The sequence below is a fragment of the Haloferula chungangensis genome (assembly GCF_042664875.1).
In the GTDB taxonomy this organism is placed as follows: Bacteria; Verrucomicrobiota; Verrucomicrobiia; order Verrucomicrobiales; family Akkermansiaceae; genus Haloferula; species Haloferula chungangensis.
The window spans coordinates 1-705 of sequence record NZ_JBHTBS010000075.1; the positions used below are offsets into that span (position 1 = coordinate 1).

At 37.9% G+C, this 705-nt stretch carries 1 protein-coding gene and 1 pseudogene; both read left to right on the plus strand.

The window, feature by feature from the left end; all coding sequences use genetic code 11:
* Positions 1-62: 62 nt before the first annotated feature.
* Positions 63-248 (plus strand): annotated as a pseudogene (locus ACFQY0_RS21255) (signal recognition particle protein); the annotation flags it as partial.
* A 21-nt stretch (positions 249-269) separates the two neighbouring features.
* Positions 270-705: ferric iron uptake transcriptional regulator (fur, locus tag ACFQY0_RS21260; RefSeq protein ID WP_379717086.1), on the plus strand; the 436-nt coding region annotated here is incomplete at its 3' end.

Below are 705 nucleotides of genomic sequence, written 5' to 3' on the forward strand. Positions count from 1 at the left end.
GTAAAACAACGACCGCAGGTAAACTCGCGTTACTTTTACGTAAATCTCACAATAAAAAACCAATGTTAATCGCAGGCGATATCTATCGTCCAGCAGCAATCGATCAGCTGGAAACAATCGGTAAACAACTCGATATCCCCGTATATTCTATGGGAGATAAAGAAAAGGTAGAAACAATTGTTGAAAACGGTTTGAAATATGCCCGTGAAAATCATTTAGACACAGTGATCATTGATACAGCAGGTCGACTGCACATCGATGAAGACCTTATGAACGAATTAAAGAACGTTAAAGAACAACTGCATAGTGCTGGGTTTAAACTGACGCCTCAACGTGAAGTGACATTAAAAATTCTTTTAGAGAATAAAAACAGTCATCTCAGTGCAGAGGATGTTTTTCTTCGTGTTAAGGAAGAATATCCTGAGATTGGACTTGCTACCGTTTATCGCACACTTGAACTTCTATCTGATCTTCAAATTTTAGAGAAGATGAACTTTGGAGATGGCGTATCAAGATACGACTTCAGAAAGACTGGTACAAAACACTTTAATCACCATTTAATCTGTGTGAAATGCGGTAAAGTACAAGAAGTTGAAGACGATCTTCTCAGTGATGTTGAAAAAATCATCGAACACGAATATGGATTTATGATTATGGATCATAGGCTTACGTTCCATGGTGTATGCAGAGAATGTCAGCTGAAAG